The following is a 24,391-nucleotide window of genomic DNA, read 5'->3' on the forward strand; positions in this document are numbered from 1 at the left end:
GTCAGGCTCCCAAAACGCTTTGCCCACAGACGCGCAACGCCTGCCCGGTAAAGGCTCCGGTGCCCGGTTGTGCCAGCCAGGCCACGGCTTCGGCGACGTCTTGCGGCAGGCCGCCCTGGCCCAATGAACTCATGCGCCGCCCGGCTTCGCGCAGGCCGAAGGGCAGGTGCGCGGTCATCTGGGTTTCGATGAACCCTGGCGCTACGGCATTGATGCTGATGCCGCGCTCACTCAGCAGCGGCGCCCAGGCCTGGGCCAGGCCGATCAACCCGGCCTTGCTCGCCGCGTAATTGGTTTGTCCGCGATTGCCGGCGATGCCGCTGATGGACGCCAGCAGGATCACTCGGCCGTTGTCGCGCAAGGTGCCGCTGTCGAGCAAAGCCTTGGTCAATACTTGCGGCGCGTTGAGGTTGACCGCCAGCACCGCGTCCCAGAATTCCGGGGTCATATTGGCCAGGGTTTTGTCCCGCGTGATGCCCGCGTTGTGAACCACGATATCGACGCCGTCGGGCAAGTGTTCGATCAATTGTGCGGCGGCATCTTCGGCGCAGATGTCCAGTGTGATGCCGCGCCCGCCGAGGCGTGCGGCCAGGGCCTCGAGATCGTTCTTGGCCGGTGGCACGTCGAGCAGGATTACCTCGGCGCCGTCGCGGGCCAGGGTTTCGGCGATCGAGGCGCCGATGCCGCGTGCCGCGCCCGTCACCAGTGCCTTGCGTCCCGACAAGGGGCGACTCCAGTCCATCACCTGCGCCTCACACGCCTTCAAGCGAATGACTTGTCCGGAAATGAACGCGCTTTTTGGCGAGAGGAAAAACCGCAATGGGCCTTCCAGTTGATCTTCGGCACCTTCGCCAACATAGATCAGCTGCAAAGTACCGCCGCTGCGCAGTTCCTTGGCCAGCGAACGGCTGAAACCTTCCAGGGCGCGTTGGGCGCTGGCGGCGAACGGGTCGCTCAAGGTCTCTGGCGCCCGGCCCAGAATCACCAGATGCGCATGGTGATCGAGGTTTTTCATCAGCGGCTGGAAGAACTCGCGCAGCTGTTTCAGCTGATCGACCTGTACCAGATCGCTGGCGTCGAACACCACGGCTTTGAGTTTCTGGCCGTGGCCGGGAATCCACGCGGTGGCCAGGGTCGGATCGGTGCCGTAGCTGTAAATCGTGTCGGTCAGGCGGTTGGCGAGAGTGCTGACTTTTTCCGCCAACGGGCCACCGCCAATCAACAGCGCCCCCTCGATAGGCCGCAGCCGGCCTGCTTGCCAGCGTTCCAGTCGTACCGGCGACGGCAGACCCAGGGCACCGACCACACGATGGCCGATGGACGAATTGGCGAAGTCGATATAGCGGTCAGACATGAATCACGCTCCAGCAGCTGGGGTTAAAAGTGTGGACCATGAACGGCAATTAGTCGTTCGACCCACGAGATACGGCCTACGCTTGATCATTGCAGGTTAGTTTGAGATTGGGTTTAGCAGGACTTTCAGGAAATGCAGCCCCCTGTGGGTTTGGTGTTCATATTTGGTTAAAAGGAGCTTTTTCATGACTCAGCTGCGCCGCGTCGCGATTATCGGTGGTAACCGTATCCCCTTTGCCCGGTCCAACGGGCCGTACGCCACTGCCAGTAACCAGGCGATGTTCACCGCAGCGCTGGAAGGCCTGATCGAGCGCTATAACCTGCACGGTGTGCGCATGGGTGAAGTGGCGGCAGGTGCATTGCTCAAGTATTTGCGGGACTACGGCCTGACCCGCGAATGCGTGCTCGGCTCGCGGTTGTCGCCGATGACGCCGGCCTACGACATCCAGCAAGCCTGCGGCACGGGGCTGGAGGCGACATTGTTGGTGGCGAACAAAATCGCCCTGGGCCAGATCGAATGTGGCATTGCCGGCGGCGTCGACACAGCCTCAGACGTGCCGATCGGGGTCAACGAAAGCCTGCGCAAGATCCTCCTGCAAGCCAACCGCGCCCGAAGCACCGCTGACAAACTGAAAACCTTCCTGCAACTGCGTCCCCGCCACTTGATGCCCGACTTTCCAAGCATCGGCGAGCCGCGCACCAACCGGTCGATGGGCGAACACTGTGAAATGATGGCCCAAACCTGGAGCATCCCGCGTGACGAGCAGGATCAGCTGACTCAGGAAAGCCATCAGAAACTGGCCGCGTCCTACGCCGAAGGCTGGCACAACGATTTGATGACGCCGTTCCTCGGCCTGACCCGGGACAACAACCTGCGCCCGGATCTGACCCTGGAAAAACTCGCCTCACTGAAACCGGCCTTCGAGAAAAGCGCCAAGGGCACCCTGACCGCGGGCAACTCCACGCCACTCACCGATGGTGCGTCGGTGGTGTTGCTGGGCAGTGAAGAATGGGCGAAAGAGCGCGGCTTGCCGATCCTTGCCTATTGGCGTGACGGCGAGGCGGCAGCGGTGGATTTCGTCAACGGTGCCGAAGGCCTGCTGATGGCGCCGGCTTATGCCGTGCCGCGGTTACTGGCGCGCAACGGCCTGACCTTGCAGGACTTCGATTACTACGAAATCCACGAAGCGTTCGCCGCGCAGGTGCTGTGCACATTGAAGGCCTGGGAAGATCCGGAGTTCTGCAAAACCCGCCTCGGCCTCGACGCACCGCTGGGCTCCATCGACCGCAGCCGCCTGAACGTCAAGGGCAGCTCACTGGCCGCCGGGCATCCGTTTGCCGCCACCGGTGCACGCATCGTCGCCAACCTGGCGAAGCTGCTGGACGCGGCGGGCAAGGGCCGAGGGTTGATCTCGATCTGCGCAGCGGGCGGTCAGGGCGTGACGGCGATTATCGAGCGCTGATTGCTGATTACTGGGGGTTGAGCACTGCCGCGCGTTGCTGCGCGGCCAGTTCCCGGTTGCGGTTGGCATAACCCTCGGCCATCACCGAGCAGACGATCAGCTGCAACGGGTGATAGATCATGATCGGCAGCAGGATCAAGCCAAGGCCGGGGTTGGCGCCGAAAATCAGTGCCGCCATCGGCGCACCGGCCGCCAGGGATTTCTTGCTGGCGCAGAACACCGCGGCAATCTCATCGGCAGGGCTGAACTTCAGCGCACGAGCGGTGCGGGTGGTCATCCACAGAATGATTGCCAGCAAAATCGCACTGCCCATCAGCGCAGTCAAAATCACGCTGTTGCCCTGTTGCTGCCACATCCCCGACACCATCGAATTGCAAAACGCCGAGTACACCAGCAGCAGAATCACCAGTTTGTCGGCGATGTTGGTGTAGCGCTTGTGCCGAGCGAAAAACTTGCCCAGGAACGGCCGCAGCAATTGCCCGAGCACCAGCGGCAACAGCAACATCGCGCACAAGTCGAGCAGGGTTGAGCCCAGATCGATACCACCCGCGCCGCTGCCGACCACGAAACTCACTAGCAACGGCGTCAGAAAAATCCCCAACACACTGGACAGGCTCGCGTTGAGAATCGCTGCCGGTACGTTGCCGCCCGCGCTGCCGGTCAGGGCCACAGATGAGGAAATGGTCGAAGGCAGGGCGCAGAGGTAGAGGAAGCCGAGCATCAGCAGTGAGGGAATGTGCGAACCCAGCAGTTTGTCGCTCAGCAGCCAGATCAATGGAAACACCGCAAAGGTGAAGATTTGAACCATCACGTGCAGCTTCCAGTTTTTCAGTCCGTGGCTGATCTGCTCGCTGGAGAGGTTGACCCCATGGAGGAAGAACACCAGAAACACGCCGATGTTAATCACATACTCCGCGTGCATCCCGCCGCCGGTGGCGCCGAAGGTCGGGAAGAAATACGCCAGCAGCGTGGCGAGCAGCATGCCGCACAAGAACCAGTCGGTGACCACGCGTTTGAGGTGTTTGAAGGCATGCATGACCGGCACCGAATAGGTTTGTAAGAATTGATGACTTAGCCTAACGTCGGCCTCATCAGCCGTCTTGCGACATAAGGCCAATCAATGCCGACTAACGGACAACTTTCCCTCGAGCGGACCATCCCGGCGCTAACGGCGTTGCCGCGTCCGTTGTATGCGCGTGCGGAAAGTCTGAACGCTGGTTCGTGGACACCGCCGCATCGTCACGATTGGGTGCAGTTTTCCTACGCCATCAGCGGCGTTCTCGGTGTGCATACCGCCGAGGGCAGTTTCTTTGCGCCGCCGCAGTGGGGCATCTGGATTCCGGCGGATCTCGAGCATCAGGTCGTGACCTCAATGCGTGCCGAGATGCGCAGCCTGTACGTGCGCCGCGAGGATTGCCAATGGGCGGACGGGCGTTGCCGGGTGCTGGAAGTCACGCCATTGGCACGGGAACTGATCAAGCGTTTTTGCCTGTTTCCGGTGGAGTATCCACAGGGCGAAAGCCAGGAGGCGCGGTTGGTGGGCGTGCTACTGGATCAGTTGGCGAGTCTGCCGGAGGTGGGTTTTTCTCTGCCGCTGCCCCGGCATGAACGGTTGTTGGGCTTGTGCAACGAACTGATCGACAGCCCTGAGCGCAATGCGACCTTGCAGGAGTGGGCCGAGCGTTTGGGCACGTCGGAGAAAACCCTGATGCGCTTGTTCCAGCGTGAAACGGGGTTGAGCTTCCGTGGCTGGCGGCAGCGCATGCGGCTGCTGTCGTCGTTGAGTTTGCTGGAGGAGGGGAACAGCGTGACCCATGCCGCGCTGTCTTGCGGGTATGACTCGACGTCGGCGTTTATTGCGGCGTTCAAGGGATTGTTCGGGTTTACCCCGGGGGAATTGTTCAGGCAGTGACGGCCTCATCGCGGGCAAGCCCGCTCCCACAAGGACAACGCAAACCCTGTGGGAGCGCTACCGGGATTTTGGATCAGGTTCTGAACCGCCGAACCAACCCATCCAGCTCATTCGACAACCCTGCCAGGCTCTGAGAATCCAGCCGCGCCGAGTTCGCCAGTTCTGCCACCAACTGCGCATCGCCATGAATCTGGCTGATGTGGCGATTGATGTCTTCCGCCACTTGATGCTGTTCTTCCGCCGCCGTGGCTATCTGAGTGTTCATGTCACGAATCACATCCACCGATTCACGAATCTGCCCGAAGCTGCTGCGCGCCTCGCCGATGCGCGTCACCGATTGCTGAGACACTTCCAGGCTCGCATGCATTTGCTGCGTCACCTGGCTGGTGCGTTTGGCCAGGTTACCGAGCAGCCCGTCGATTTCCGCCGTGGAGTCGGCCGTCCGTTTGGCCAGGGCGCGAACTTCATCCGCCACCACCGCAAAACCACGACCCTGTTCACCCGCCCGAGCCGCTTCGATGGCGGCGTTCAGTGCCAGCAGGTTGGTTTGTTCAGCGATGGAACGAATGGTCCCGAGGATCGACTGAATATCGTTGCTATCGCGCTCGAGCTGTTGCATCGATTGCGCCGATTGTTCGATTTCCTGGCTCAAGCGGTCAACACTACTCACTGCGGCATCGATCTGCTGCTGACCTTCACGCGCCTGGCGCTGGCCGCTGTCGGCCGACTCGGCGGCCTGGCTGCAGGAGCGTGCGACTTCGTTGGCGGTGGCGACCATTTCATGGAACGCCGTGGACACCATGTCCACCGCTTCACGCTGGCGCCCGGCGGCTTCGGCCATGTCGCTGGACACTTGCGTCGAGCTCTGGGAGGTGGCGAGGATTTTGGTCGCGGCGCCGCCGATGCTTTGGATCAGGTTGCGAATCGCCGCCAGAAACTGATTGAACCAGTTGGCCAATTGAGCCGTTTCGTCGCTGCCACGGATTTGCAGGTTCTTGGTCAGGTCGCCTTCACCCTGGGCGATGCCTTCCAGACCGCTGGCCACGCTGCGGATCGGCCGCACGATCAGGCTGGCGAAACTGGCGCCGACAATGGCGAAGAACACCGCCAGTACCGCCGCAATGATTGCGATCAGCCAGGTCAGTTGAGTGGCCGAGCTCATCACGTCGGTCTGTTTGATCAGGCCGATAAAGGTCCAGCCCAGTTGTTCCGACGGCCAGACGTTGGCCATGTAGCGTTCACCATTGAGCTCGACTTCCACCAGCCCTTTGCCGGCCTTGGCCAGTTGCGCGTAACCGTCGCCGAGACTGGTCAAGGCTTTGAAGTTGTGTTCCGGTTGTTTCGGGTCGACCAGCACTTTGCCGGTGTTTTCCACCAGCATCAGGTAGCCGGTTTCGCCGAGTTTGATCTGTTTGACGATTTCGGTGAGCTGCTTGAGCGTCACGTCGATACTGACCACGCCGCCGTTGGTGCCCAGTTTGTTGTCGATGGTGCGCACGGTGCTGACGTAAGTCGCGTCATCCTGAGCCCAGTAATAGGCCTCGGTGCGAAATGGTTTGCCGGGTTTGGCCTGCGCGGCTTTGTACCAAGGGCGCTGGCGCGGATCGTAATTGCTCAGCTTCGCATCGTCCGGCCAAGACACGTAACCGCCCGCCGCCGTACCGAGGATGGCATAGGCGTAGGCCGGGTGGCTGTTGCCCAGGTCCTGGAGGAGGGCGAAGACCTTTTTGTCCGACTCGCCTTGGGGAATGCTCTCGGCGTTGGCGCTCATGTAGGTCTTGAGGCTGTCGTCGGAGTCCTTGATCAGCGGTTGGGTGGCCAGGTAATCGACGTTCTGGCTGATGCCGTCAAAGAACAGCTGCATCGCATTGCTGACCTGACGAATTTCGCGGCCACTGCCATCGACAAAATTATCCTTGGCATCGCTGCGCAAGTTCAGCACCACAAGGGTGGCGACCAGCACCACGGGCAAGCAGGCGATGATTGCAAACGCCCAGGTCAACTTCTGTTTGATGTTCATCCGCGCTCCAGTTTTTTCTTGTAGGCCCACGCAGTGCAGATGACTCGCGGATTGTTGGCAGCCGAAAACGTTCGATACCCCGATCCTTGAGTGCGCCCTCGTTATCATTGTCGGGGCGATTGTCGGACAATTCCTTTTCTCTCTAATGACTTCGGCTGAGGAACGTGGAAATTTAGGCCTGTTGAGAAAAATCCGGCGAAGGGTAGGGGCTACATGTCAGATTCTGTCGCAAATGCCCCTGTAGCCCTTCGTCAACAAGTGGCGCAGGCTCAGCTATGATCCTGAGCGGTCAATGAGTTGTGCCCGATTAATCCGGCACATTGTGTGCTTCTTGATGTTCATGGGAACGTTCATAGGTCGGCAACCCCTCCCGCGAATGAGAGGATTGCCGTATAACGAATGACTTTCGCGTGTTTGGTAATAAAGGACCCACAATAAAAGCTGATGAAGACTCCAAAACGCATTGAACCCCTGATCGAGGACGGTCTGGTCGACGAGGTGCTGCGCCCACTCATGAGTGGTAAAGAAGCAGCTGTTTATGTGGTGCGCTGCGGCAACGAGCTGCGTTGTGCCAAGGTCTACAAGGAGGCGAATAAACGCAGTTTTCGTCAGGCGGCCGAGTATCAGGAAGGCCGTAAGGTGCGCAACAGCCGGCAGGCTCGAGCGATGGCCAAGGGCTCCAAGTTCGGCAAGAAAGAAACCGAAGACGCCTGGCAGAATGCCGAAGTGGCGGCGTTGTTCCGGCTGGCCGGTGCCGGTGTGCGCGTACCCAAGCCGTATGACTTCCTCGAAGGCGTGCTGCTGATGGAGCTGGTGGCCGACGAGTACGGCGATGCCGCGCCGCGTCTGAACGATGTGGTGCTGGAGCCGGACCAGGCGCGCGAATATCACGCGTTTCTGATTTCGCAGATCGTGCTGATGCTGTGTACCGGTTTGGTGCACGGTGACCTGTCCGAGTTCAACGTGCTGCTGACGCCGACCGGCCCGGTCATCATCGACCTGCCGCAAGCGGTGGATGCGGCGGGCAATAACCACGCGTTCAACATGCTGGAACGGGACGTGGGCAACATGGCGTCGTACTTTGGTCGCTTTGCACCGGAGTTGAAACGCACCAAGTACGCCAAGGAAATGTGGGCATTGTACGAAGCTGGTACTTTGCACCCGGCCAGTGTGTTGACCGGCGAGTTCGACGAGCCGGAAGAACTGGCGGACGTCGGCGGGATCATGCGCGAGATCGAGGCGGCCCGTCTTGATGAAGAGCGTAAGCAAGCGATTCGCGCTGCTGACGACGCGCCACCGAGCAAAGCCGAAGAGCCGCCTCCACCGTGGATGCAGTAATCGGTTGACCCAAAACCCGGCCTCGGCCGGGTTTTTTGTAGATGCTTTTTTTTCGGATCGCGTCGTCTGCATCGCGGGCAAGCCCGCTCCCACAAGTTTTGTGTTGCACCCGGATTCTATGATCGACACCTGACCTGTGGGAGCGTGGCTTGCCCGCGATGGCGTCAGACCAGACAATCCACAACGGCGATACTCACCACACTCAAGGACTGAATGTGAATTCCACCCGCAATGCCCAACTGATCATCGCCGCCCGGCTGATTTCGGACTTCGGCGCTTTCCTCAACATGGTCGCCCTGGCCACTTACGTCTATCTGCTCAGCAACAGCGCCATGAGCGTCGGCATCTTCCTCGCCAGCCGTGTAGCCGGGGGGATCTTTGCCAGTCTGATTGGCACCCGGTTCTATCGCCGTTGGGCCGGGCGCCTGCCGCTGATTGCCTTCGACCTGCTGCGCGCCGGTTTGCTGGGCCTGCTGCTGGTGTTGCCGGTCACTCAACAAGCGCTGCTGCTACCGCTGATCGCGTTCGGCCTGGGGTTTGGCAATTCGATGTTTGCCATCGGCCTCAACAGCCAATTGCCGCACATGATCGATAAGGCGCAGTTGCTCAAGACCAACGCCTGGATTACCTCGGCGTCGTCTGCGGCGATGGTCGGCGGGAGTCTGGTGGCGGGGTTGTTGGTGGCCGGGTTTGGCTTTGAAACGGTATTTGCCCTGAACGTGGTCACTTACCTGCTGGCGGCGTTGTTGATTGTGCCGCTGCGGTTTTCCAGACCTGAACCCAGTGATGAGCCCTTTCACAAACAAGGCGAATGGTCAGCCCTGCGTCAGGGTTTGCGCACGGCGCCGGTGCTGGCGGCGATGCTGGCTGTTGCCATGGCCGACACTTTGGGCAGCGCCGGGCACAACGTCGGCCTCCCGATCATTTCAAAACTGCTGACACCCGAGTCGGCCAGCACCACCCTGGGCCTGATGCTGGCGGTCTGGGCCATCGGAAAATTCATCGGAGCACGAATCGCCAGTCGCCTGAAAGGTACGGACAACGCGCACCTTGAACGGCGATTTTTCTTCGGCGTGTTGCTGATGTCCTGCGGCTTCATCCTGATGTTCCAACAGCAAACCCTTTACGGCTTGTTGCTGTTTTCATTGCCCGCAGGCTTGGGTGACGGCTTCTCGGAAGTCGGCCTGATGTCGCGCCTGCAACGTGAACCGGACAACCTGCGCCTGCCGATTTTCAGCTTTCTGACGCTGCTGCAAATGACCGGGTTCGGCATCGGCATGTTGATCGCCGCGCCGTTCTATTCCTGGTGGACGCCCGGCGCGGTGGTGCTGTTGTTTCACGGCATTCCCCTCACCACGTTGCTGGTGGCGAAGGGGTTGGCGCTCAGGAATGGGCGGGTTCGGCGCAGCAGCCCGACGCCAGCTCCTTGAGGATCGGGCAGTCCGGGCGGTGGTCGCCGTGGCAATGTTCTACCAGGTCTTGCAGGGTGTCGCGCAGTTGGCCGAGTTCGCGAATCTTCTGGTTCAGCTCGTCGATGTGCTGACGGGCCAGCGCCTTCACATCGGCGCTGGCTCGCTGGCGGTCTTGCCAGAGGGTCAGCAGTTTGCCGACCTCTTCCAGCGAGAAACCCAAATCCCGAGAGCGCTTGATGAACGCCAGAGTATGCAGATCGTCGTCGCCATAGACCCGATAGCCACTGTCGGTGCGATGGGCTGCTTTGAGCAGGCCGATGGATTCGTAGTAACGAATCATCTTTGCGCTCAGACCACTCTGGCGGGCCGCTTGGCCAATGTTCATCGGTTGTCCTCCAGGTCTTTGGGTTTCCAGGTTTTCAACAGTAACGCATTGCTCACCACGCTGACGCTCGATAGCGCCATGGCCGCGCCGGCCAGCACCGGGTTGAGGAAGCCGAACGCCGCCAGTGGCAGGCCGATCAGGTTATAGACGAAGGCCCAGAACAGGTTTTGGCGAATCTTCGCGTAGGTCTTGCGGCTGATCTCCAGTGCCGCCGGCACCAGCCGTGGATCGCCGCGCATCAGGGTGATCCCGGCAGCGTGCATGGCGACGTCGGTGCCGCCACCCATGGCGATGCCGATGTCTGCCGCGGCAAGGGCCGGTGCGTCGTTGATGCCGTCGCCGACCATTGCCACCACGCCGGTTTTTTTCAGTGCGGCGACGGTGGCAGCTTTGTCCGCCGGCAATACTTCGGCGTGGACATCGCTGATGCCCAGCGCCTCGGCGACTACCTTGGCGCTGCCGCGGTTATCGCCGGTCAGCAGGTGGCTGCTAATGTTCCGTGCACTCAGCTGTTGCACCGCTTGCAAGGCGCCGGGTTTGAGCGTGTCACCGAAGGCGAACAGACCGAGCACTCGCGGTTCAGGGCTTTGTTCAATCAGCCAGGACAGGGTCCGGCCTTCGGTTTCCCAAGCGGTTGCGGAGTCGGCCAATGACCCGGTGCTCAGCCCGCTTTCTTCCAGCAGACGCCGATTGCCCAAAGCCAATCGCCGACCATCGAGATTGCCGGCAATACCGCGCCCGGTCAGCGATTGACTGTCGCTGACATCAGCCACGGTCAGGCCGCGCTCGGTGCAGGCATCCAGCACAGCCTTGGCCAACGGGTGTTCACTGCCGCGTTGCAGCGCACCAGCCATTTGCAGCAGAGCAGCTTCATCACCTTCGATGGCACTCAGATGAGCGATGCGCGGCGTGCCCGAAGTCAATGTGCCGGTCTTGTCGAACACCACGGCGCTGACTTCATGGGCACGCTCCAAAGCTTCGGCGTCCTTGATCAGAATCCCGTAGCGCGCCGCCACACCGGTGCCGGCCATGATTGCCGTCGGCGTGGCCAGCCCGAGTGCGCAAGGGCAGGCGATCACCAACACTGCGACCGCGTTGATCAACGCGGTTTCCAGTGGCGCGCCGTACAGCCACCAACCGATCAAGGTCACCAGCGCGATCAGCAGCACCGCTGGCACGAACACCTGGCTGACTTTATCCACCAGTTTCTGGATCGGCGCTTTCGCCGCCTGCGCGTCTTCCACCAGGCGGATGATCCGCGCCAGCACGGTTTCTGCGCCGAGCGCCAAGGTCCGAACCAGCAGCCGACCTTCGCCATTGATGGCGCCGCCGGTGACCTTGTCACCCGGCTGTTTTGGCACCGGCAGGCTCTCGCCGCTGATCAGTGCTTCATCCGCGTGGCTCTGGCCTTCCACCACTTCGCCATCCACCGGGAAGCGTTCACCGGGTTTGACCATGACCAGATCGTTGAGGCGCAAAGCGCTGATCGCAACGTCCTGTTCGCGGCCATTGATCACCTGAATGGCTCGCTCCGGACGCAAGGCTTCAAGGGCGCGGATGGCGCTGGCGGTCTGGCGCTTGGCGCGGCTTTCCAGGTATTTGCCCAGCAGCACCAAAGCGATCACCACCGCCGAGGCTTCGAAATACAGGTGCGGCAGGCGGCCGGCGGCGGTGGCCCACTCGTAAACGCTCAAACCGTAGCCGGCGCTGGTGCCCAGGGCTACCAGCAAATCCATGTTGCCGGCACCGGCGCGCACGGCTTTCCACGCAGCGACATAGAAGCGCGCGCCGAAGATGAACTGCACCGGTGTGGCCAACGCGAACTGCACCCACGCCGGAAGCATCCAGTGCACGCCGAAAGGTTGCAGCACCATCGGCAGCACCAGCGGCAAAGCGAGGGCGATAGCCGCCAGCAAAGCCCAGCGTTCACGGTGCAGTCGTTGCTGTTGATTGTCGATTTGCGGGTGTTCGACTTCCCAGACGCTGGCGGAGTATCCGGCCTTGGTCACGGCGCCGATCAGGGTTTGCGGGTCGACCTGGCCGAGCAATTCGAGGTGGGCACGCTCGTTGGCCAGGTTGACGCTGACGCTCTTCACCCCCGGCACCTTGGCCAGTGCCCGTTCGACGCGGCCAACACAGGACGCGCAGGTCATGCCGTCGATGCTCAATTCCAGGGTCTGCTGTGGCACGCTGTAACCGGCCTGCAGCACCGCGTCCATCAAGGCCGGCAGGCTGTCACTGGGCGCTTGAACCCGGGCCTGTTCGGTGGCCAGGTTGACGCTGACGGCCGTGGCGCCGAGAACTTTGCTCAAGGCACGCTCGACACGCCCGGCGCAACTGGCGCAGGTCATGCCGGCAATCGGCAGATCGAAGGTGGTGGATTCGGACATCGGTCACGCTCCCTGTAGAAATTACCTACAGGATCAACCTTGCCATGCGGGCAAGGTCAAGCGCCATGTCTCAGATCAAAAGATCGCAGCCTGCGGCAGCTCCTACATTGACAGCGTGTTAACCCGATCCCGTAGGAGCTGCCGCAGGCTGCGATCTTTGTTACAGGCGACTCAATATTCGAGGGCGGCAGGTTTGAGGTACATCCCTTCCTGCGTCATCGCAATCCGGAACTTCAACACATCCCCGGCCTTGAGCGTGATGTTCTGCGAACCCGGCGCGAGCATGCCCGGGTTGCAACCCGGCGCCTGGCCCGGCAGCAGTTTGAGACGCAGGGACACATTGCCCGGCGGCAGGTTGAACGAGGTGCTCTGTTCCTGGAACAGTCGCGCCGATAGCTGATCCTGGATGTACACGCCGATCTCGCAGGAAGTCGAAACCTCCAGACGCTCGCGGGAAATGATCAGCACGCCGTAGTCCTCCCCGGCGGCTTGGACCGAAGGTGTCGCGGCAAATAGGCTGAGGAAGCCAAACAGGCTGAGAGCTGACCAGCGCATGGCTGAATCTCCTGAGGTCGAGTCATAGATGGACGCAGCTTGGCCGAGCACGGCGCCGATTGCCAGCCCGGCAGCTTGCCTCAGAACTTGACCTTGCCATGGTGGCAAGCTCGAGACTGCCCTCAACCCGATTAAAGGGCCCCATTAAGGAGACGTCCCATGCAAGTGTTCAACGTTGAAGGCATGTCCTGCGGTCATTGCGTCAAGGCCATCACTCAGGCGCTGCAAGCCAAGGATCCCGCGGCCAGCGTGCGCATTGATCTGGCGGCAAAAGAAGTCGGCGTTGAAAGTGCGCTGACGGCCGATCAGGTGATCGCCGCGATCAGCGAAGAGGGTTATGGCGTCAAACTGGCCTGAGTTTTTTAATAGTTAGCGACCTAACGGAATGTTCAAGGCGTCCACGCCCGGCTAGACTGTTGGCCTGCCGATCCATGGCCAACCTGCATGCCTAACCTGGACGCCTGATGAACTTTCGCACAATCATGATTCTCGGCGCCTTGAGCGCTTTCGGTCCGCTGGCGATCGATTTCTATTTGCCGGCATTCCCGGCGATGGCGCTCGCTTTCGGCACCGACGAAAAACACGTTCAACTGACCCTGGCGGCCTATTTCCTTGGCCTGTCCATTGGCCAACTGGCGTACGGCCCGGTGGCTGATCGCTTCGGGCGACGGATTCCCTTGCTGACAGGTGTCGGCTTGTTCACCGTCGCTTCATTGGCCTGTGCTTATGCGCCGACTCTGGAGTGGCTGATTGGCGCACGTTTCGTCCAGGCGCTGGGCGGTTGCGCGGGCATGGTGATTTCGCGGGCGGTGGTCAGCGATAAATGCGATGCGGTGGGTTCGGCGAAGGTCTTTTCGCAGTTGATGCTGGTGATGGGCCTGGCGCCGATTCTTGCGCCGATGCTGGGCGGGTTGCTGGTCAACACGACTGGCTGGCAATCGATCTTTCTGGTGCTGACCGGTTTTAGTGCATTGGCAGGGTTGGCAGTGGCCCTCGGGCTGCCGGAAAGTCTGCCGGCCCATGTGCCGCGCCAACCGTTGTCGGGCGCGCTGCGTCAGTACGGTCGGTTACTGGCGGACCCGATCTTCCTCGGCCATGCCCTGACTGGCGGTGTCGCCATCGCCGGGATGTTTGCCTACATCGCCGGTTCACCGTTCGTCTTCATCAAACTCTATGGCGTGCCGGCCGAGCATTTCGGCTGGCTGTTCGGCATTAACGCGGCGGGTTTCATTCTGGTGGCCCAGGTAAATGCCCGAATGCTGGCCAAACGCGGTCCGGCTTTTTTACTGGCGCGTACCGTCTGGTTCTATCTGGCGGGCGGTCTGGCCCTGTTGGCGGTCAGCGCGTTGCATACCGCGCAGTTGTGGCCGTTGCTGATTCCGCTTTTCCTCTGCATCGCCAGCCTGGGTTGTATTGTGCCCAACGCCTCAGCCTGCGCCATGAACGGGCAGGGCGCGCGGGCGGGCAGTGCCTCGGCGATGCTCGGTTGCCTGCAGTTCAGCGTTGCCGCCGGGGCCGCAGCATTGGTGGGGGTTTTGCATGATGGCAGCGCCATGCCGATGGCCATGGTCATCAGCCTGTGCGGGATTCTGGTGGTGAGCGCGGCAACGCTCACCCGACGTTTGCAAAATGCCCGGGCGCTGACGCAAGCCCAAGTCTGAGGACGGGACTCAGCCAGCAGCGCGATGCTGACGGTCGGGAATCTGATGGGGCGCGTGCAAGCGCGCTTCAAGCGTTTTAGTGAAGGCCAGGGCTTCGGCCTCACTGCGGAACGTCACAGCGTGTTGATCCAGGCGGACCTGCCAGCGGGATGTTGCTACTTCTTTTATCAGGATCTTCATTGCTGAACTCCTTTCGTAAAAGACGTCTCGTAAAAGACATCACGTAAATGATTGTTCGCAGAGTCTTCGATTGTAGACCTGAATACGATCGCAATTGTGACAACGGTCAATTCTCTGACTGACGGCAAAAGATCGCCATCCCCTGTAGGAGCTGCCGAAGGCTGCGATCTTTTGATCTTGTGTTTTTAAAGCAAAATCAAAAGATCGCAGCCTCCGGCAGCTCCTACTCTTCAGAACCCTTCAAGCACAATCTTGCCCTTGGACTTGCCGCTCTCCAACAGCTCATGGGCACGCCGCAGGTTAGCCGCGTTGATGGTTCCGAAGTGCTCGCCGACCGTGGTTTTCAGCGTGCCCGCATCGATCAGCCCGGCGACGCGGTTGAGCAGTTTGTGTTGCTCGATCATGTCTGCGGTTTCGAATAGCGAGCGGGTGTACATGAACTCCCAGTGCAGCGACAGGCTCTTGCGCTTGAGCTTGGTCACGTCCAGCGATTTCGGATCGTCGATCAGCGCCAGTTTGCCTTGCGGCGCCAACGCCTCCACCAATTGATCCAGGTGTTGATCGGTCTGGGTCAGGCTGGCGACGTGAGTCACCTGCTCGAACCCCGCACGTTTGAGTTCTTCACTCAGCGGCTGGCTATGATCGATCACCTGATCGGCGCCCAGGTCACGCACCCAACTCTGGGTCTGGGCACGGGAGGCGGTGCCGATGACCTTCAGCCCGGTGAGCTGGCTGGCCAATTGCGTGAGGATCGAACCCACACCGCCAGCGGCACCGACGATCAGCAGGCTCTGGCCCTCATCGGTTTTGCCTTCGCGCACTTGCAGGCGCTCGAACAACAGTTCCCACGCGGTGATGGCGGTCAGGGGCAGGGCGGCGGCTTCGGCGAAACCGAGGGTTTTCGGCATATGGCCGACGATTCGCTCATCCACCACATGCAGCTCGCTATTGCCGCCGGCACGGGCGATGGAGCCGGCGTAGAACACTTTGTCGCCAGTCTTGAACAAGGTCACTTCGCTGCCGACGGCCTTGACCACACCGGCCACGTCCCAGCCCAGCACCTTTGCCGCGCCACCTTCAGGCTGGACGTTCTGGCGAACTTTGGTGTCCACCGGGTTGACCGAGATGGCTTTGACCTCCACCAACAGGTCGCGCGGGCCAGCGACCGGTTCTGGCAGTTCGATGTCTTGCAGGGATTTTTCGTCGCTGATGGGCAGGGAGGCGTAGTAGGCAATGGCTTTCATGTGGGGTCCTCAGAGGGAATGATTTCGATGGGACAGATGATTGGTTATTTCCCGGCAAGATAAAACCCGCTAAAAGAGCAGTCTCTTTCAATATTTTTTTGATAATCGGGGCTGGCGATGTTGCGTTTCGATGACTTGCAGTTGTTCGTTCGGGCTGCGGACCTGGGCAGTCTGTCGGCGGCGGCGCGGGTGATGGATATGTCGGCGGCGGTGGCCAGTGCGGCGTTGAAGCGCATCGAACAACAACTCGGCGCGCGCTTGCTCGCCCGCTCTACCCGTAGCCTGCGCTTGACCGCTGAAGGCGAGGGCTTTCTGGAATACGCCCGGGCAGCCTTGAGCAATCTTGATGAAGGTCGCCGCCTGCTGGCCAGCGGGCAGGATCAGGTCAGCGGGATTTTGCAGCTGTCGGCGCCTTCGGACTTCGGTCGCAACCTGCTGTTGCCGTGGCTCGACGAGTTTCAGCGTGAACATCCGAAACTAACGGTTCGGTTGCTATTGGGCGACCGCATCGCCGACCTGTTCCGCCAACCGGTGGACATTGCCCTGCGTTATGGCGAGCCGGAAGACTCAAGTCTGGTGGCGTTGCCCATCGCTCCGCAAAACCGTCGCGTGCTCTGTGCGGCGCCGAGTTACCTGGCCCGGCATGGCGAACCTCGGCATCTGGAGCAACTGGCTCAGCAAAATTGCCTGTTGTTCATGCTCGGCGGCCGGGTCCACGATCACTGGAGTTTCCACGATGGCAAACGTGAAGTGAGCCTGACGGTCAGTGGCGATCGTTTCAGTGACGACGCCGATGTTGTGCGTCTGTGGGCCATAGCGGGGGCGGGGATTGCGTATAAGTCCTGGCTCGATGTCGCTGCCGATGTGCTGGCCGGTCGGTTGAAAGTGCTGATGCCGGAGCTGCTCTGTGAGCGCGCACCGCTGAATTTGCTGTGCGCCCATCGCGCACAATTGAGTAAGCCGGTGAACCTTTTGCGGGAAATGCTTGCCAGCCGATGCGCTCGTATAAGCAGTCAATTTCCGACTAAATCGGATGTCGATCATTAGTCGCAGGCAAATAGCGAAATTTCTGTCAGGAACTATCACCACCAATGGATCCCCGAGGGCAGGAACCGGCGGTTAACCCGCTTATACTAGCGCTCGCCTCATGTACGCACCGTCGACCTCGCAATGGCGAGTTCAGGTTCGATTCGGTCAGACCCATGGTCATCACCGGACCTTCATTGCACCCGCGAAGCAATGGCCTGGGTGAGTGGGTGCCTTTGCCGGTTTATGGCGGTTTTCGCGTCTTGGCCGACGACACATTACTGGTCAAGATGTCTCTGAGCAGTAGACGAAACGATTCAACAGGGAGTGAATACATGGAACATGCACCTTGCATCAGCCAGATCGCCACATTGCTGGCTGACCCAAAGCGCAGCGCAATGATGTGGGCCTTGATGGACGGCTCGGCGCGGCAAACCGAAGAGCTGGCGTTGCTGGCCGGCCTGTCGCCGTCTTCGGCCAGTGCGCATTTAGGGCGTTTGTCCGCCGGAGGTCTGTTGAAAGTCGAAACCCGTGGACGCAAGCGGTTTTTCCGGCTTGCCGCGCCCGAAGTCGGCGCCGCGATAGAGGCCTTGGCCAGCGCGACCCTGGCCAGCGCGCCTCGGGATATTCCAGAGGTTTTCAAACGCACCAGCCCTATCGCCAAACCTCAGGCGGCGCCTTCGTCATTGCTGCGGGCCAGGCTCTGCGACGACCATCTGGGCGGCACCCTGGCCGCCGATCTTTACCAGCGTCTGCTGGATGCGGGGTGGATCGAGCAACTCGATCAACGGGTCATGATCACTCACAAGGGCGCCACACAATTGGCCACACGCGGTGTGTTCATCCAGGCGCTGGCTCATCGCAACAGCAGAGTCGCCTGCGCTTGCCCGGACTGGAGCGAAAGACGCCCGCACATGGGTGGCTCATTGGGCGCAGCGTTGTTGCAGTTGTTCATGCAATCCGGCTGGTTGAGCCTGCCCAACGATTCGCGAGCGTTGCAGATCACCGCTGCGGGGCAACGGGAAATCCATCGCTTCGCCAAGGAAACCGAACTGGAAATGGCGCTTTAGAGCCATTGAGATGCGACGTCCGGGATCTTTGTTTCAGGCGTCGTTCAGAGCTGTGGACAGGTCGTATTCAGCAATAATCCCCAGCCGCTATCGCGCACACTCGATCCGGGGACTTTCAGGATTGGGGGGATGTGGCATGGAAACACGAAGCTTCAGCGCGGCAGAACGACTGGAACGGCTGCCCATCAGCGGTTATCACCGCATCATTTTCATCATCATTGCCTTGGCGTTTTTCTTCGACTCCATGGACCTGGCGATGATGACCTTCCTCCTCGGCTCGATCAAAACCGAGTTCGGCCTGAGCACGGCGCAGGCCGGATTGCTGGCCAGTTCGAGTTTCTTCGGCATGGTCATGGGCGCATCGCTGTCCGGTATGTTGGCCGACCGCTTCGGGCGCAAACCGGTGTTCCAGTGGAGCATTGTGCTGTGGGGCATCGCCAGCTACCTGTGCTCCACGGCGCAGAACGTCGAAACGCTGACGCTATTCCGAGTCCTGTTGGGGATCGGCATGGGCATGGAGTTTCCGATTGCGCAGTCGATGCTGTCCGAGCTGATTCCGGCAAAGCGACGTGGGCGTTACATCGCATTGATGGATGGTTTTTGGCCCCTCGGTTTCGTCGCCGCCGGGGTGCTGTCGTACTTCCTGTTGCCGGTGATTGGCTGGCGCGACATCTTTCTGGTGTTGGCGGTGCCGGCGGTGTTCGTCCTGGCGATTCGTTTTTTCATTCCCGAGTCACCGCGCTGGCTGGAGCAGGCCGGGCATCATGACGCGGCGGATAAGGTCTTGCGCGGCATCGAAGCCCGGGTTCGGGCTTCACTGGGCCGTACGGAGTTGCCTGAACCGATTCGTCTGCCCCGGGTGGCGAGTCAACCGGGCACTTTCTTCTCTGCGCTACGAGAGATCTGGTCGCCGCAGTATCGCCAGCGCACGATGATGATCTGGAGCGTGTGGTTCTTCGCCTTGCTGGGTTTCTATGGCCTGACGTCCTGGCTCAGTGCGCTGTTGCAACAATCGGGTTTCGCCGTGACCCAGTCGGTGTATTACACGGTGCTGATTTCCCTCGGCGGGATTCCCGGTTTTCTCATGGCTGCCTGGCTGGTGGAGCGTTGGGGGCGTAAACCGGTGTGCGTCGTGACATTGCTCGGCGGTGGGGTCATGGCGTTTCTTTATGGCCAGAGTGCGGTGTTCGGCGGCAACGTCAGTCTGTTGATTACCTCGGGGCTGCTGATGCAGTTCTTCCTGTTCGGCATGTGGGCGGTGCTCTACACCTACACCCCTGAGTTGTACCCGACGTCGGCACGCGCCACGGGTTCGGGGTTCGCTTCGGCTATCGGCCGCGTGGGGTCGTTGCTCGGGCCGTTGGTGACCGGGCTGGTGTTCCCGATGACCGGGCAGGGCGGAGTGTTTGCGCTGGGGGCGATGTGTTTTGCGATTGCGGCGGGGGTGGTGTGGATGTTCGGGATGGAAACCCGGGGCAAGACGTTGGAAGAGTTGAGCGAAGTAGAGATCGTCGGCTGAACACAGTCCCTGTGGGAGCGGGCTTGCCCGCGATGAGGCCAACTGCCTCAACATTGAGTTGGCTGACAGTCCGCTATCGCGGGCAAGCCCGCTCCCACAGGTTATTCGGTGGCTTTTAAGGTTTGACCAATCTGGCATCCAGGCTGTTCTGCGCCAGGCGCTTGGCCTGATCCTGGGTCATCCCCAGATCGGTGTACAGCGCGTGGAAGTTCTCGGTGACATACCCGCCGAAGTAGGCCGGGTCATCGGAGTTCACCGTGACCTTCACACCGCGCTCGAGCATGTCGAGGATGTTGTGCTGGGACATGTGATCGAACACGCAGAGTTTGGTGTTCGACAACGGGCACACGGTCAGCGGGATCTGCTCGTCGATGATCCGCTGCATCAAACGCTCATCTTCGATGGCGCGAACGCCATGGTCGATGCGCTGGATTTTCAGCAGGTCGAGGGCTTCCCAGATGTACTCGGGCGGGCCTTCTTCACCGGCGTGGGCCACGGTCAGGAAGCCTTCGTTGCGCGCACGATCGAACACCCGCTGGAACTTGCTCGGCGGGTGGCCCATCTCCGAACTGTCCAGGCCCACGGCGACAAACGCATCGCGGAACGGCAATGCCTGGTCGAGGGTTTTCTGCGCTTCGTCTTCGCTCAAGTGACGCAGGAAACTGAGGATCAAACCACTGGTGATGCCCAGTTGCTGCTCGCCATCCTTCAGTGCGGCGGCGATGCCGTTGAGCACTACTTCGAACGGGATGCCACGGTCGGTGTGGGTTTGCGGGTCAAAGAACGGTTCGGTGTGAATCACGTTCTGCGCCTTGCAGCGCAGCAGGTAAGCCCAGGTCAGGTCGTAGAAATCCTGAGACGTGCGCAACACGTCGGCGCCCTGGTAATACAGGTCGAGAAACTCTTGCAGGTTATTGAAGGCGTAAGCCTTGCGCAGAGTTTCAACGTCGCTCCACGGCAGGGCGATCTTGTTGCGTTCGGCCAGGGCGAACAGCAGCTCAGGCTCCAGCGAACCTTCCAGGTGCAAGTGCAATTCTGCCTTGGGCAGAGCGTTCAGCCAGTCGTACATTTTTGAAATCTCATCAGGTGCAATGAGGGCATTCTACAGATGCCCGCAGAAACAATGAGCAAAACCTGACCAGCCGGTTCATTACACGGCTTCCTGTTCCCGTCGATAGGCGTAGGTATCGGCAAAGCGCGACAGCAGGAACTCGGCGCAGGTGGTGGCCGGATACTTCGCCGGATGCCGTTCGTCCTGGCAACCGGGCAGGCATTCGATGGGCGTGTCGGGGTGCGGTTCGGCAAAGAACGGCATCGAGTACCGATCCACCCCCTGCGGGCTGATCACCCGATGCGGCGTCGACAGGTAACGGTCGTTGCTCCAGCGCGCCATCATGTCGCCGAGGTTGACCACGAACGTGCCTTCGATCGGCGGCGCATCAATCCATTCGCCCTGCACGTTGCGCACTTGCAGACCTCCCGCGGCATCCTGATAGAGCAGGGTGATGCAGCCGTAATCGGTGTGAGCGCCGGCACCTTGCTGATCTTCGGTGCTGGCAGTATGGCGCGGCGGGTAATGAATCATCCGCAGCACGCTGACCGGTTCTTTGAATCGCGTATCGAAGAAGTCGCGCTCAATGCCCAGCGCCAGAGTCATGGCCCGCAACAGGGTTTGAGCGAGCGCCTGCATGTCGACGTAGTGTTGCTCCATCAGCGATTCCCAGCCGGGCATCGACGGATGACGGTTGGGACCGCGCAATGGTTTTTTCGCAATAACCTCGGGATGATCAGCCGGCAGGTGCAGGCCCATGTCGAAGGTTTCTTTCAGATCGCTGGGTTTGCTCGGGTCGAGTTGCTCGGTGGCGATGGCGCCATAGCCGCGGTGGTGGCGGGTCTGGGTGATGTCGATCTTGAGTTTTTCGGCGGCGGGCAGGGCGAAGAAACGTTGGGCATGGTCGAGCACGGCATCGATACGCGACGGGGCGATCGGGTGGCCCTTGATATAGAAAAAGCCCCATTCCCGGCAGGCATGGTCGATTTGTGTGGCGATCGATTGCCAGGCGTTTTGATCAGCGCTGTAGAGCGGGCTGATGTCGATGATCGGGAGGCTGTTCATGCGATTGTCCTGAAGAGTACGCAGATTGACAAAACACTGCAGAGCCCTGTGGGAGCGGGCTTGCCCGCGATGACGTCTGCACATCCAACATCTCTGTTGACTGAAAGTCCGCTATCGCGGGCAAGCCCGCTCCCACAGGTACTGTGTTTTGGTTCAAAGGAATTACTTCGGTATCTCGGCCTTCATGCCTTCGACGTAGTAATTCATCGACGCCAGTTCCGCATTGGTTGCCGTCGCGCCCGCCGGGATTTTCTCGACGCCGGCCTGGTCCTTGATCGGCCCGGTGAACGGATGCAACGCACCGCTCTTGATGTCGGCAATGATCTGTTCGGCTTCGGTTTTTACCGCAGCCGGCACCAGGTCGCTGATCGGCAACTCAACCGTGCCTTCCTTCAGACCGCCCCAGTAATCCTGGGATTTCCATGTGTGGTCGAGCACGCTTTGGGTCGCCTGAATGTAGTGCGGCCCCCAGTCGTTGACGATAGACGTCAGCACCGCTTTTGGCCCGAAGTGCGCCATGTCCGACGCATAACCGACGGCATACACGCCGCGCCGTTCGGCCGCCTGGATCGGTGCCGGGCTGTCGGTGTGCTGGAACACCACGTCCACGCCCTGGTCGATCAGCGCATTGGCGGCGTCGGCTTCCTTGCCCGGATCGAACCAGGAATTGACCCACACCACTTTGATCTCGGTGCCCGGGTTGTACTTGTTCAGGGCCAGTTGAATGGCGTTGATATCGCGAATGACTTCCGGAATCGGGAAAGAAGCGACGTAGCCGACTTTCTTGGTCTTGGTCATCTTCGCCGCGAGGAAACCGCCGACGTAGCGGCCCTCATAAGTGCGCGCCAGGTAAGTGCCAAGGTTCTTGTCCTGCTTGTAGCCGGTGGCGTGTTCGAAAGTCACCTTGGGAAATTGCTTGGCGACTTTCAGGGTCGGGTTCATGTAGCCGAAAGACGTGGTGAAAATCAGATCATATTTGTCCTTGGCCATGTTGCGGATCACCCGCTCGGCGTCGGCGCCCTCGGCGACGTTCTCCACGTAGTTGGTGGTGATCTGCTCGCCGAACTTCTTAGCCAGCGCCTTGCGTCCCTGTTCATGCTGATACGTCCAGCCGTGGTCACCGATCGGGCCGATATAGACGAAGCCGACTTTCAGCGGGTCGGCAGCACTGGCGGTCAGGCTGGCGCTCAGACCGATGGCTGCGGCGACAGCGCAAAGTAGCTGCTTCAACGGACGTTTATGCATGAACTGGAACTCCATTTTGTTGTGAGGTGTGCGAGGTCAATGCAAATTGCTGACCAACAGGACAACAAAATGATCGAAATCGCGTAACGGTCATCGCGGGCAAGCCCGCTCCTACATGACTTGCGCAAATCCTGTGGGAGCGGGCTTGCCCGCGAAGAGGCCCGCAAGGCCGATAAAAGTGCATGACCATGCGCAACTGCCATCCACTGGTGCGCTAAGGTGTAACGAAACGTTGGCGCCGCCCCGCAGTCAGTAGCTCATCACGCCGATTTCGCTCAGTTCGGCAAAAGGCCCGCGATGCTCACACTCATCAAGCAAGAAAAGTTTCTACTGCTGGCCCTGATCGCCGCCTTCGTCGCCTACCCGATGGAGCACTGGCTGCTGCACAGCGGCCAGACCATTGCCCTGAGCGCCGGCCTGGTGCTGATCGCGTTCATCGTCGCTGCCTCGATGCGCGTCGCCCATCATGCCGAACTGCTCGCCGAAAAAGTCGGCGACCCCTACGGCACAATGATCCTGACCCTGGCAGCGGTGTTGGTGGAAGTGGTGATCCTGGCGATCATGATGAGCAACGAAGCCTCAAAGACGCTGGTTCGCGACACGATTTATTCAGCGGTGATGCTCGACATCAACGGCATTCTCGGCCTGGCCGCGTTGATGGGTGGGCTCAAGCACGGCGAACAGTCTTACAACGACGACTCGGCGCGCAGCTACAGCGTGATGATCCTCACCGCCATGGGCGTTTCCATGGTGGTGCCGGAGTTCATTCCCGAGGCCAACTGGAAACTCTATTCAGCCTTCACCATCGGCGCGATGGTCGTGCTCTACGCTTTGTTCCTGCGCATGCAGGTCGGGCCTCATAGCTATTTCTTCAGCTACAGCTACCCGGAAAAGCGTCGCAGGAAGGAACCGGACGAGAAGCCCGAACCGATCAATCTGGCATTGAGCATCGGCACGTTGGTGTTTGGCGTGGTGGTGATCGGCGCATTGGCCGAAGTCATGTCCAAGACCCTCGATCTGGGCCTGGAAGGAACCGGAGCTCCGCCGGTGATCACGGCGATTCTGGTGGCGGCAATTTCCGCGGCGCCGGAGATTCTGACCGCGTTGCGGGCGGCACTGGCCAATCGCATGCAGTCGGTCGTCAACATCGCCATGGGCGCGTCGCTGTCGACGGTGATCCTGACGGTGCCGGTGATGGAAGCGATGGCGCTCTACACCGGCCAGCCATTTCAGATGGCGATGACCCCGGTGCAGACCGTTATGATCTTCATCACCCTGATCGTCAGCGCGATCAACCTCAATGATGGAGAAACCAACGCCATCGAAGGCATGACCCACTTTGTGCTGTTTGCGACGTTCATCATGTTGTCGTTGTTGGGCCTCTGAAACACCACAAGCCACTGTGGGAGCGAGCCTGCTCGCGATGGCGGTGTGTCAGGCACCATTAAACTGACTGACACTCCGTCATCGCGAGCAGGCTCGCTCCCACATGGGAAAGGTGT

21 protein-coding genes and 1 pseudogene are annotated in these 24,391 nt (G+C 60.5%); 10 read left to right on the forward strand and 12 right to left on the reverse strand.

Annotated features, from left to right (window positions below; genetic code table 11):
• Nucleotide 1 precedes the first annotated feature (1 nt).
• Nucleotides 2-1,354, reverse strand: coding sequence for a 3-oxoacyl-ACP reductase (locus tag KGB18_RS21740; RefSeq protein WP_123718952.1), 1,353 nt, complete (start codon nucleotides 1,352-1,354; stop codon nucleotides 2-4).
• Between the two features lie 184 nt (nucleotides 1,355-1,538).
• Here KGB18_RS21740 and KGB18_RS21745 point away from each other — a divergent pair, with 184 nt between their 5' ends.
• Nucleotides 1,539-2,816 (forward strand): acetyl-CoA C-acetyltransferase, encoded by a 1,278-nt coding sequence (locus tag KGB18_RS21745; protein ID WP_123718951.1) that lies wholly within the window; start codon nucleotides 1,539-1,541, stop codon nucleotides 2,814-2,816.
• Between the two features lie 7 nt (nucleotides 2,817-2,823).
• Here the strand turns inward: KGB18_RS21745 and KGB18_RS21750 are convergent, their stop codons facing one another.
• Nucleotides 2,824-3,852 carry a bile acid:sodium symporter family protein gene (locus tag KGB18_RS21750; RefSeq protein WP_123718950.1) on the reverse strand — a complete coding sequence of 343 codons (1,029 nt, stop codon included), beginning with the start codon at nucleotides 3,850-3,852 and terminating at the stop codon, nucleotides 2,824-2,826.
• Between the two features lie 84 nt (nucleotides 3,853-3,936).
• Here KGB18_RS21750 and KGB18_RS21755 point away from each other — a divergent pair, with 84 nt between their 5' ends.
• Nucleotides 3,937-4,728, forward strand: coding sequence for an AraC family transcriptional regulator (locus tag KGB18_RS21755; RefSeq protein WP_123718949.1), 792 nt, complete (start codon nucleotides 3,937-3,939; stop codon nucleotides 4,726-4,728).
• A gap of 73 nt (nucleotides 4,729-4,801) precedes the next feature.
• Here the strand turns inward: KGB18_RS21755 and KGB18_RS30145 are convergent, their stop codons facing one another.
• Nucleotides 4,802-5,569, reverse strand: a complete 768-nt coding sequence (locus tag KGB18_RS30145; RefSeq protein WP_370694472.1) for a methyl-accepting chemotaxis protein — start codon at nucleotides 5,567-5,569, stop codon at nucleotides 4,802-4,804.
• A gap of 90 nt (nucleotides 5,570-5,659) precedes the next feature.
• Nucleotides 5,660-6,856, reverse strand: a pseudogene (locus tag KGB18_RS30150) (cache domain-containing protein); the annotation flags it as partial.
• 336 nt (nucleotides 6,857-7,192) lie between these two features.
• Between KGB18_RS30150 and KGB18_RS21765 the strand changes: the two are divergent.
• Nucleotides 7,193-8,086, forward strand: coding sequence for a PA4780 family RIO1-like protein kinase (locus KGB18_RS21765; RefSeq protein WP_007907116.1), 894 nt, complete (start codon nucleotides 7,193-7,195; stop codon nucleotides 8,084-8,086).
• A 215-nt stretch (nucleotides 8,087-8,301) separates the two neighbouring features.
• Nucleotides 8,302-9,516 carry an MFS transporter gene (locus KGB18_RS21770; RefSeq protein ID WP_123718947.1) on the forward strand — a complete coding sequence of 405 codons (1,215 nt, stop codon included), beginning with the start codon at nucleotides 8,302-8,304 and terminating at the stop codon, nucleotides 9,514-9,516.
• Here KGB18_RS21770 and cueR read toward each other — a convergent pair.
• From cueR to KGB18_RS21785, 3 genes are all read right to left on the reverse strand, one after another.
• The gene (gene cueR / locus KGB18_RS21775; protein WP_007907120.1) at nucleotides 9,470-9,883 is read right to left on the reverse strand and encodes a Cu(I)-responsive transcriptional regulator; all 414 of its coding nucleotides are present in this window, start codon (nucleotides 9,881-9,883) and stop codon (nucleotides 9,470-9,472) included. The two genes, KGB18_RS21770 and cueR, sit on opposite strands and share 47 nt — an antisense overlap.
• On the reverse strand, nucleotides 9,880-12,273 hold the full coding sequence (locus KGB18_RS21780) for a heavy metal translocating P-type ATPase (RefSeq protein ID WP_123718946.1): 2,394 nt from the start codon (nucleotides 12,271-12,273) through the stop codon (nucleotides 9,880-9,882). The genes cueR and KGB18_RS21780 overlap by 4 nt, the downstream gene beginning before the upstream one ends.
• Nucleotides 12,274-12,444: 171 nt before the next feature.
• Nucleotides 12,445-12,828, reverse strand: a complete 384-nt coding sequence (locus KGB18_RS21785) for a hypothetical protein (protein ID WP_048396201.1) — start codon at nucleotides 12,826-12,828, stop codon at nucleotides 12,445-12,447.
• 159 nt (nucleotides 12,829-12,987) lie between these two features.
• Here KGB18_RS21785 and KGB18_RS21790 point away from each other — a divergent pair, with 159 nt between their 5' ends.
• Complete coding sequence (locus KGB18_RS21790; RefSeq protein ID WP_008069687.1) at nucleotides 12,988-13,185, forward strand: heavy-metal-associated domain-containing protein; 198 nt, start codon at nucleotides 12,988-12,990, stop codon at nucleotides 13,183-13,185.
• Nucleotides 13,186-13,292: 107 nt separating this feature from the next.
• Nucleotides 13,293-14,489: a multidrug effflux MFS transporter gene (locus KGB18_RS21795; protein WP_123718945.1), complete on the forward strand. Its 1,197-nt coding sequence runs from the start codon at nucleotides 13,293-13,295 to the stop codon at nucleotides 14,487-14,489.
• 9 nt (nucleotides 14,490-14,498) lie between these two features.
• On the opposite strand, the gene KGB18_RS21800 is transcribed toward KGB18_RS21795, so the two are convergent.
• On the reverse strand, nucleotides 14,499-14,669 hold the full coding sequence (locus tag KGB18_RS21800; RefSeq protein WP_007907130.1) for a hypothetical protein: 171 nt from the start codon (nucleotides 14,667-14,669) through the stop codon (nucleotides 14,499-14,501).
• A 230-nt stretch (nucleotides 14,670-14,899) separates the two neighbouring features.
• Complete coding sequence (locus KGB18_RS21805) at nucleotides 14,900-15,913, reverse strand: zinc-binding alcohol dehydrogenase family protein (RefSeq protein ID WP_201062579.1); 1,014 nt, start codon at nucleotides 15,911-15,913, stop codon at nucleotides 14,900-14,902.
• A 117-nt stretch (nucleotides 15,914-16,030) separates the two neighbouring features.
• Between KGB18_RS21805 and KGB18_RS21810 the strand changes: the two genes are divergently transcribed.
• The 3 genes from KGB18_RS21810 (at nucleotide 16,031) to KGB18_RS21820 (ending at nucleotide 19,528) form a co-directional block, all read left to right on the forward strand.
• The gene (locus KGB18_RS21810; protein WP_123718943.1) at nucleotides 16,031-16,960 is read left to right on the forward strand and encodes a LysR family transcriptional regulator; all 930 of its coding nucleotides are present in this window, start codon (nucleotides 16,031-16,033) and stop codon (nucleotides 16,958-16,960) included.
• A gap of 314 nt (nucleotides 16,961-17,274) precedes the next feature.
• Nucleotides 17,275-18,009 (forward strand): ArsR/SmtB family transcription factor, encoded by a 735-nt coding sequence (locus KGB18_RS21815; protein ID WP_048396202.1) that lies wholly within the window; start codon nucleotides 17,275-17,277, stop codon nucleotides 18,007-18,009.
• 136 nt (nucleotides 18,010-18,145) lie between these two features.
• A complete protein-coding gene (locus tag KGB18_RS21820) occupies nucleotides 18,146-19,528 on the forward strand; it encodes an MFS transporter (protein WP_201062581.1) in 1,383 nt (460 codons plus the stop codon).
• 115 nt (nucleotides 19,529-19,643) lie between these two features.
• Here KGB18_RS21820 and KGB18_RS21825 read toward each other — a convergent pair whose 3' ends face one another.
• The 3 genes from KGB18_RS21825 to KGB18_RS21835 all read right to left on the reverse strand — a co-directional run bounded on the left by KGB18_RS21825 (nucleotide 19,644) and on the right by KGB18_RS21835 (nucleotide 22,889).
• Nucleotides 19,644-20,597, reverse strand: coding sequence for an adenosine deaminase (locus tag KGB18_RS21825; protein WP_038978824.1), 954 nt, complete (start codon nucleotides 20,595-20,597; stop codon nucleotides 19,644-19,646).
• An 81-nt stretch (nucleotides 20,598-20,678) separates the two neighbouring features.
• Complete coding sequence (locus tag KGB18_RS21830) at nucleotides 20,679-21,644, reverse strand: 2-oxoglutarate and iron-dependent oxygenase domain-containing protein (RefSeq protein WP_223570455.1); 966 nt, start codon at nucleotides 21,642-21,644, stop codon at nucleotides 20,679-20,681.
• Nucleotides 21,645-21,806: 162 nt separating this feature from the next.
• Nucleotides 21,807-22,889 (reverse strand): BMP family ABC transporter substrate-binding protein, encoded by a 1,083-nt coding sequence (locus KGB18_RS21835; RefSeq protein WP_123718938.1) that lies wholly within the window; start codon nucleotides 22,887-22,889, stop codon nucleotides 21,807-21,809.
• Between the two features lie 297 nt (nucleotides 22,890-23,186).
• Between KGB18_RS21835 and KGB18_RS21840 the strand changes: the two genes are divergently transcribed.
• A complete protein-coding gene (locus KGB18_RS21840; protein ID WP_223570456.1) occupies nucleotides 23,187-24,275 on the forward strand; it encodes a calcium:proton antiporter in 1,089 nt (362 codons plus the stop codon).
• Nucleotides 24,276-24,391: the final 116 nt, after the last annotated feature.

Source organism: Pseudomonas sp. BF-R-26, from assembly GCF_019947395.1.
In the GTDB taxonomy this organism is placed as follows: Bacteria; Pseudomonadota; Gammaproteobacteria; order Pseudomonadales; family Pseudomonadaceae; genus Aquipseudomonas; species Aquipseudomonas farris.